Source organism: Amycolatopsis vastitatis, from assembly GCF_002234595.1.
GTDB classification, from domain to species: domain Bacteria; phylum Actinomycetota; class Actinomycetes; order Mycobacteriales; family Pseudonocardiaceae; genus Amycolatopsis; species Amycolatopsis vastitatis.
This window is the reverse complement of sequence record NZ_NMUL01000065.1, coordinates 91,538-98,598: the sequence shown is the minus strand read 5'-3', so window position 1 is coordinate 98,598 and position 7,061 is coordinate 91,538. Positions and strand designations below refer to the sequence as shown.

Annotated in this window: 5 protein-coding genes and 1 riboswitch; of the genes, 3 read left to right on the top strand and 2 right to left on the bottom strand. The window is 69.3% G+C overall.

Features of this window, described 5'->3' with window-relative positions; all coding sequences use genetic code 11:
• Positions 1–17: 17 nt before the first annotated feature.
• The gene (locus CF165_RS44100) at positions 18–2,183 is read right to left on the bottom strand and encodes a glycoside hydrolase family 15 protein (RefSeq protein WP_093953547.1); all 2,166 of its coding nucleotides are present in this window, start codon (positions 2,181–2,183) and stop codon (positions 18–20) included.
• A gap of 201 nt (positions 2,184–2,384) precedes the next feature.
• On the opposite strand from CF165_RS44100, the gene CF165_RS44095 reads away from it, so the two are divergent.
• The 3 genes from CF165_RS44095 to thiD all read left to right on the top strand — a co-directional run bounded on the left by CF165_RS44095 (position 2,385) and on the right by thiD (position 5,897).
• Complete coding sequence (locus tag CF165_RS44095; RefSeq protein WP_093953546.1) at positions 2,385–3,296, top strand: S1C family serine protease; 912 nt, start codon at positions 2,385–2,387, stop codon at positions 3,294–3,296.
• Between the two features lie 48 nt (positions 3,297–3,344).
• A riboswitch (TPP riboswitch) is annotated at positions 3,345–3,466 on the top strand.
• On the top strand, positions 3,460–5,097 hold the full coding sequence (gene thiC, locus CF165_RS44090) for a phosphomethylpyrimidine synthase ThiC (RefSeq protein WP_167441753.1): 1,638 nt from the start codon (positions 3,460–3,462) through the stop codon (positions 5,095–5,097). (Overlaps the previous riboswitch by 7 nt.)
• Entirely contained in the window at positions 5,094–5,897 is an 804-nt protein-coding gene (thiD, locus tag CF165_RS44085; RefSeq protein ID WP_093953544.1) for a bifunctional hydroxymethylpyrimidine kinase/phosphomethylpyrimidine kinase, read from the top strand. The genes thiC and thiD overlap by 4 nt, the downstream gene beginning before the upstream one ends.
• A gap of 56 nt (positions 5,898–5,953) precedes the next feature.
• On the opposite strand, the gene CF165_RS44080 is transcribed toward thiD, so the two are convergent.
• Positions 5,954–6,964, bottom strand: a complete 1,011-nt coding sequence (locus CF165_RS44080) for a phosphatidylinositol-specific phospholipase C domain-containing protein (protein WP_093953543.1) — start codon at positions 6,962–6,964, stop codon at positions 5,954–5,956.
• Positions 6,965–7,061 lie beyond the last annotated feature (97 nt).

Below are 7,061 nucleotides of genomic sequence, written 5' to 3'. Positions count from 1 at the left end.
ATTGGGGCGCTTGAGACTCAGCAGCCGAGGAAGTGGCAGCGAACCACCCGCGGCGTCTCCAGGACCGAGCCCGCCTTGACGTCCCAGGCGAGCCGGACGTACTGGGCGTGTGTCCAGGCCAGCGGGGTCGCCGACGTCGTGGGCGTGCCCGCCGGGAAGCCGGTCTGGCCCGACGGCGGGTTCTCGTCCCACACCTGCTCCGGCATGGTCCCGGCCGAGCTGCTCACCCGGCCGAGGTCACGCAGCCGCCGCGCGGCCGACCCGGGATCGCCGAGCGTCAGCTCGTACTCGCCGCGTTCACCGGCCAGCAGCGGCCACAGCCGGCCGAACGTCGTCCGGCTGCCGGCCGGGAACGTGTAGTCCCACGGGGAACCGTCGGCCTGCTCGCCGTAACCGTCCTTCGTGTACCGGTGCCAGAACTGGCCGGTCGGCGTGGTGAAGGCGATTTCCTTGTCCGTGACGCGAATGCTGTTGCGGATCACCGGGTCGTCGGCGCGGTAGACGCCGAGCCGGACCAGGTCGAGGAAGCCCGCGTCGGTGACCGCGCGCTGGTCCATCGTGACGCTGGAGTTGCCGAGGTTGTACGTCGTCCCGGCGTTGGCGTCGCCGTCCTTGGTGAGCCGGACGAAGTACGGGTCCTTCGACAGCGGCCCGTTCGTGGTGATCGTCTGCTTCGGCAGGTCGGCCTTCATCTTGTCGGCCGCGGCGAGGTACCGGGCGGCGTCCGCCGGAGCGCCGCTGTGCGACGCGAGGTCCGCAGCGCAGACGAGCCCGGCGATCACCGAAGCGATGGTCGACGGGGACCAGCCGTCCTGCTCCTCCCAGCGCTCCTGCTGGGTGTACGGCGACGCCTGCCCGTTGGGACCGCGATAACCCAGGATGAAGTCGGCGGCCTTCCGGACGCCGGGCCACAGGTCGGTCCGGCCGAGCTGCTGGGCCAGCACGATCGGGAACGCGGTCTCGTCGAGCTGGATCGACGTCCAGTACGGCACGCCGTCGACGCGGCTGTTCTGCGGCAGGTGCCCGTCGGGCTGCTGCTGGGTGCCGAACATGTAGCTCACCGCGCGGTTCGCGGCCGCCTTGTCACCGCCGGCGATCAGCCCGGTCGCGATCTGGTAGAGGTCACGCGGCCAGACCAGGTGGTAGGTACCGGACGGCGACCACTCCGGGTCGTTGTTCCCGAACCGCCACGGCATGCTCGGCGACGCGATGAACGCGCCCGGGTGGTGCTTGTCCTCACTCGCGGCGAGCGTCAGCATCGACGCCTTGTAGAGATCGCGTTCGGCTCCGGTCTTCAGCGACGACGGCGGCTTGCTCACGCCGCGCAGGTACTGCTGCCAGCCGCGGTCGTACGCGCGCGTGATGTCGCGGACGCCGCGTCGCTGCGACGCCTGCGCACTGCCGAGCGCGTCGGTGGCCTTCGCCCCCATGCCGAGCGCGAGGGTGACGTGCCGGTTCCAGAGGCCGTCGGCGGTCGTCCGCCCGGTGAGCACGACGTTGCCCTTCGCGGCACTGTCGTACGTGGCGAGTTTGAAGGTCTTCGCGAGCTGCGTGTTGCCGTCGGACACGCCCGCGTAGCCGACGCTGGTCTTCACGAACGCCGGCTTCGCCGTCAGCGCGGCGGCGTTCGTGGCGTCCTGCGCGGTGACGGCGTCCCCTTGCCGCGTCGCCGAGTCGTCGGAGCCGTCGTTGGTCAGGTCCGGGTCGGCGACCGCGTAGAGCTGGTAGGGACGGCCGGTGAGCGACTGGAAGTCGACGTCCACCAGCACGGTCGTGGCGGCCGGGTCGGTGACGTAGGTCTTGCGCAGGCGCCAGCGGTGCTGGTCGTCGGTGATGGTCTGCTCGTAGACCAAGCTGTCGTCCCCGGTCCGCCGGACCTGCTGCGACTTCGCCGAGTAGTCGGTGACGGCGAAGCTGCGGCCGTCGGTGACGACGAAGTTCATCGAGCGGACGCTGGGTGTCGACAGGTCCGGGTAGTAGACCTCGGACAGCTGGCCACCCTGGAGGGTGAACCAGACGTTGCTCGACCGGTCACGCGCCGTGCCGAAGCCGGTCTTGTTCGCCGGGAGCCAGCTGGGATGGGCGCCCGGGGCGCCGGGAGCCTCTCCCTGTGCCGCCGCGATCCCCGGGATCAGGCCGGTGACCAGCAGGCCGGCGAGGGCGCCGAACATGAGTTTGCGCATATCAACCCCACAGAAAGATCGCCTCTGCACCGTTACAGAAGCGCCTGGCAGTCTGCCGCCGATTTCTGCCGGATGCATGCCCCAATCCGGTGAACCACTGACCGTCACAGGTCCGGCCGCCGGTTCTCCGGCAGCGAACGGCTTTCCCGCCGATCCGGGCGCACACTTGTAGTAACTGCAACGGTGTAATCGAGGTGCCCGATGGACGACGCGATGGACGCTTACTCGCGCGCGGTCAGCAGCGTCGCGAAGACCGTCACCCAGCACGTCGCCGGGATCCAGCTCGGTCGCGGCAGCGGCTCGGCGGTCGTGTTCGCCGACGACGGCCACCTGCTCACCAACGCCCACGTGGTCGACGACCACCGGCGGGGCGTCGCGATCTTCGCCGACGGGAGCGAGGTGCCGTTCGACGTCGTCGGTGCCGATCCGCTGTCCGACCTCGCCGTGCTGCGGGCTCGCGGCGAAACGCCGCCGGCCGCCGTGCTCGGGGACGCCGACCGGCTCGTCGTCGGGCAGCTCGTCGTGGCCGTCGGCAACCCGCTCGGCTTCTCCGGCACCGTCACCGCCGGCGTCGTCAGCGCGCTCGGCCGTGCCCTCCCGGTGCGCCACGGCCGCGCCGGGCGCGTGATCGAAGACGTCATCCAGACCGACGCCGCGCTCAACCCCGGCAACTCCGGCGGCGCGCTCGCCGACTCCGCCGGCCGCGTCGTCGGCGTCAACACCGCGGTCGCCGGGATCGGCCTCGGGCTCGCGGTGCCGATCAACGCGACCACGCGGCGGATCATCGACACACTCGTCGTCGAAGGCCGGGTGCGGCGCGCGTACCTCGGTGTCGTCGGCGTGCCCGCGCCGCTGCCGGACGACATCGCCGAGCGCACCGGGCAGAGTGCCGGGCTCCGCGTGCACGAGGTGGTCGCCGGCGGGCCCGCCGACCGGGCGGGCCTCCGCGCGGGCGACCTCGTGCTGACGGTCGGGCGCACCCGCGTCTCGGACGCCCAGGGCATCCAGCGGCAGCTGTTCGCGGAAGTGATCGGCACCGCACTGCCGATCACCGTGCTGCGCAACGGTGCCATGGTCGACGTCTACGCCACACCCGCCGAACTGGTCGGGTGAGGTGAGCGGGCTTGAGTATCGCGCCCCGGCGTGGCATGGTCGGTGGCACAACACCAACGCGGGAGCTCGCGCCATGGCGGGCTGAGAGGGTGACTTGCGTTTCGCAGGCGTCACCGACCGCATGAACCTGACCGGGTAATGCCGGCGTAGGGAGTGAAAGTCGTTGACGACGCTTGAGAACAATGCTGCCGTGAATGTGACGACCGGGCCGATCACCGGCTCGCACAAGGTGTACCACCAGACCGAATCCGGGCTCCGCGTCCCGGCGCGGCGGATCGATCTGTCCAACGGTGAACACTTCGACGTTTACGACACTTCGGGCCCGTACACCGATCCGGACGCCACCATCGACGTCCACAGTGGACTGCACCGGCTGCGGGCGGGCTGGTCGGACGGGCGCGAGCACAACACCCAGCTCGGCTGGGCGAAACAGGGCGTCATCACCCGCGAAATGGAGTACGTCGCCACGCGGGAGCGGGTTTCGCCGGAGTTCGTGCGCGACGAGGTCGCGCGCGGCCGCGCCGTGATCCCGGTCAACCGCAAGCACCCCGAGACCGAGCCGATGATCATCGGCAAGAACTTCCTGGTGAAGATCAACGCCAACATGGGCAACTCCGCCGTCTGGTCCTCAGTGGAGGAAGAGGTCGACAAGATGGTGTGGGCCACCCGCTGGGGCGCCGACACGATCATGGACCTCTCCACTGGCAAGCGGATCCACGAGACGCGGGAGTGGATCGTCCGCAATTCGCCCGTCCCCGTCGGCACCGTGCCGATCTACCAGGCGCTCGAAAAAGTCGACGGGGAACCGGAAAAGCTGTCGTGGGAGGTCTACCGCGACACCATCGTCGAGCAGTGCGAGCAGGGCGTCGACTACGTCACCGTGCACGCCGGCGTGCTGCTGCGCTACATCCCGCTGACCGCGCGGCGCGTCACCGGAATCGTCAGCCGCGGCGGGTCGATCATGGCCGCGTGGTGCCTGGCACACCACCAAGAGTCCTTTTTGTACACCCACTTCGAAGAGCTCTGCGAGATCCTGCGGCAGTACGACGTCACGTTCTCCCTCGGCGACGGCCTGCGTCCCGGCTCGATCGCCGACGCCAACGACCGCGCCCAGTTCGCCGAGCTGGAAACGCTCGGCGAGCTGACGCACATCGCGCGGTCGCACGACGTCCAGGTGATGATCGAGGGCCCCGGCCACGTGCCGATGCACAAGATCAAGGAGAACGTGGAGCTGGAGGAAAAGCTCTGCGGCGAGGCGCCGTTCTACACCCTCGGTCCCCTCGCGACGGACATCGCGCCCGCGTACGACCACATCACCTCGGCCATCGGCGCGGCGCAGATCGGCTGGTACGGCACGGCGATGCTGTGTTACGTCACGCCGAAGGAGCACCTCGGCCTGCCGAACCGCGACGACGTCAAGACCGGCGTGATCACCTACAAGATCGCCGCGCACGCCGCCGACCTGGCCAAGGGGCACAAGTACGCGCAGGAGTGGGACGACGAGCTGTCCAAGGCGCGCTTCGAGTTCCGCTGGAACGACCAGTTCAACCTCTCGCTCGACCCCGACACGGCGCGGTCGTTCCACGACGAGACGCTGCCCGCCGAGCCGGCCAAGACCGCGCACTTCTGCTCGATGTGCGGGCCGAAGTTCTGCTCGATGCGGATCACGCAGGACGTCCGCAAGTACGCCGAGGAACACGGACTGTCCACTGTGGATGCCATCGAGGCCGGGATGGCTTCGAAGTCGGCGGAGTTCACCGAGTCCGGCGGCAAGGTGTACCTGCCCGTGGTGGGGCAATGACACCTCGGACGGCCCTCACCATCGCCGGATCGGACTCCGGCGGTGGTGCGGGCATCCAGGCGGACCTGCGCACGTTCTTCGCCAACGGCGTCCACGGGCTGGTCGCGCTGACCGCGGTCACCGTGCAGAACTCGCTGGGCGTGCAGGGTTTCACGGAGATTCCCGCCGACGTGGTCACCGCGCAGATCAAGGCGGTGGCGTCGGACATGGGCGTCGACGCGGCGAAAACCGGGATGCTGGCGTCCGCCGAGATCATCCGCGCGGTGGCGAAGACGCTCGACGAGCTGGGCCTGGACTTCCCGCTGGTGGTCGACCCGGTGGCGGCGTCGATGACGGGCCACGCCCTGCTGCGCGAGGACGCCCTGGAGGCGATCCGCACGGAGCTGTTCCCCCGGGCGACGCTGATCACGCCGAACCTCGACGAAGTCCGGTTGCTGACCGGCATTTCCGTCGTGGACACGACCTCTCAGCGCGAGGCGGCGGAGGCGTTGCTGGCCTTCGGCTCCCGTTGGGTCCTGGTCAAGGGTGGCCACATGACGGGCACGGCGGACTGCGTGGACCTGCTCTCGGACGGCCGCGAGTACATCGAGCTGAGCGGCCCTCGCTATGTCACCGAAAACACCCACGGCGGCGGCGACACCCTGGCGTCGGCGATCACGGCGTCGCTGGCGAAGGGCGCTTCGGTGCCGGACGCGGTGGCGGCGGGCAAGAAGTTCATCGAGCGGTGTGTGGCGGAGTCCTACCCGCTGGGCGCGGGCGTGGGCCCGGTCTCGCCGTTCTGGGTGCTCGGCTCGTCGTGAGTGAGTAACAGTGTTCTAACACTGTTACTCACTCACGACCGACCGCGGCAGACCACTCAGCCGCGGGAAAGCACCTGGGGCAGCACCGTCGTGAGCCCGGTCCAGTCCGAAGTGACCACCGACGCGTGCTGCTTCGCCAGGTCGGCGACGCGCTGGTTGGCCTGGTCGACCGTCGGGTTGTGGGCGTCGATGGCCGGCGCGACGTTCTGCGCGTCGGTCATCACGACGTAGTAGTGGTTGGCGTCGTACCAGCCCGGCCCGGTCTGGGTCACCCACGCGTTCGCGTCGCCGTCGAACACGACGAACCACGGCTTGAGGTCGGCGGTGTACTTGTCCCGCGGGTCACCACCGGCCGCGCCGTGCACGGTCGGGAAGATGTTCGCGTCGCCGACGCGGCCCGCGTTCTTGAGCCCGACCAGGTACCGCGCGTACTCGACGTCCGTGTGAAGCGTGTCGGTCGGGTTCCCCTCCTCGACCGTGCCCGGGATGATCTCGGTGATCACGCGGCCCCGCAAGGCGTCCACCGACGGCCAGTTGTCCGCTTTGGCCGCGTCGTCGAGCGTGCCGTAGCCGCCGAGCAGCTCGGCCGGCCGGAACGCGACGCTGCCGAGGTGCGCGCGGAACGTGGCGTCCAGCTCGTCCGGGCCCAGGCCCGTGTTGTCCGAGAAGCCGGTCTTCATCTCCAGCTTGAGCGTGATCGGCGTGTGCCCGGGGTGGGCGGCCAGCCAGATCCGGATGTCGTCGAGGCAGTACTCCAGGTTCTTGTTCTTCCCGCCGGAGTACAGCTGCGACGCCGAAGTCGCCGCGACGCAGTTGTTCTGGTTCCCCAGCGGGTTCGAGTGGCTGACCTTCCACTCGTGGGTGAAGAAGTCCGGCCAGACGTCCAGCTCGATCAGCGACGACCCGGCGTCGAGCGCCTGGGCCAGGTAGCCGTAGGCCGCCGGGTCGTACGTGTTGTGCACGCCGACGGTCGTGACGTGGGAGAGCTTCGGGCTGTCCGCACTGGCCGCGGTCGCGCCCGAGAGCGTGAGAGCGGCCGTGAGGAATACCACCGAGAAGAGCTTCATCCAGGCTCCTTCGTCCGTGAACTGGTGAGTAGCCCCCACAATGTGCCACCGTGGTTGACTGTTGATGAAGGAAAAGCGGCCGATTGGCCTAGACCAG

Bases quoted from the DNA above. Each gene is read 5' to 3' on its own strand.
- thiD (WP_093953544.1), top strand. From the start codon at position 5,094: ATGACACCTCGGACGGCCCTCACCATCGCCGGATCGGACTCCGGCGGT.
- CF165_RS44100 (WP_093953547.1), bottom strand. From the start codon at position 2,183: ATGCGCAAACTCATGTTCGGCGCCCTCGCCGGCCTGCTGGTCACCGGC.
- CF165_RS44080 (WP_093953543.1), bottom strand. From the start codon at position 6,964: ATGAAGCTCTTCTCGGTGGTATTCCTCACGGCCGCTCTCACGCTCTCG.
- CF165_RS44095 (WP_093953546.1), top strand. From the start codon at position 2,385: ATGGACGACGCGATGGACGCTTACTCGCGCGCGGTCAGCAGCGTCGCG.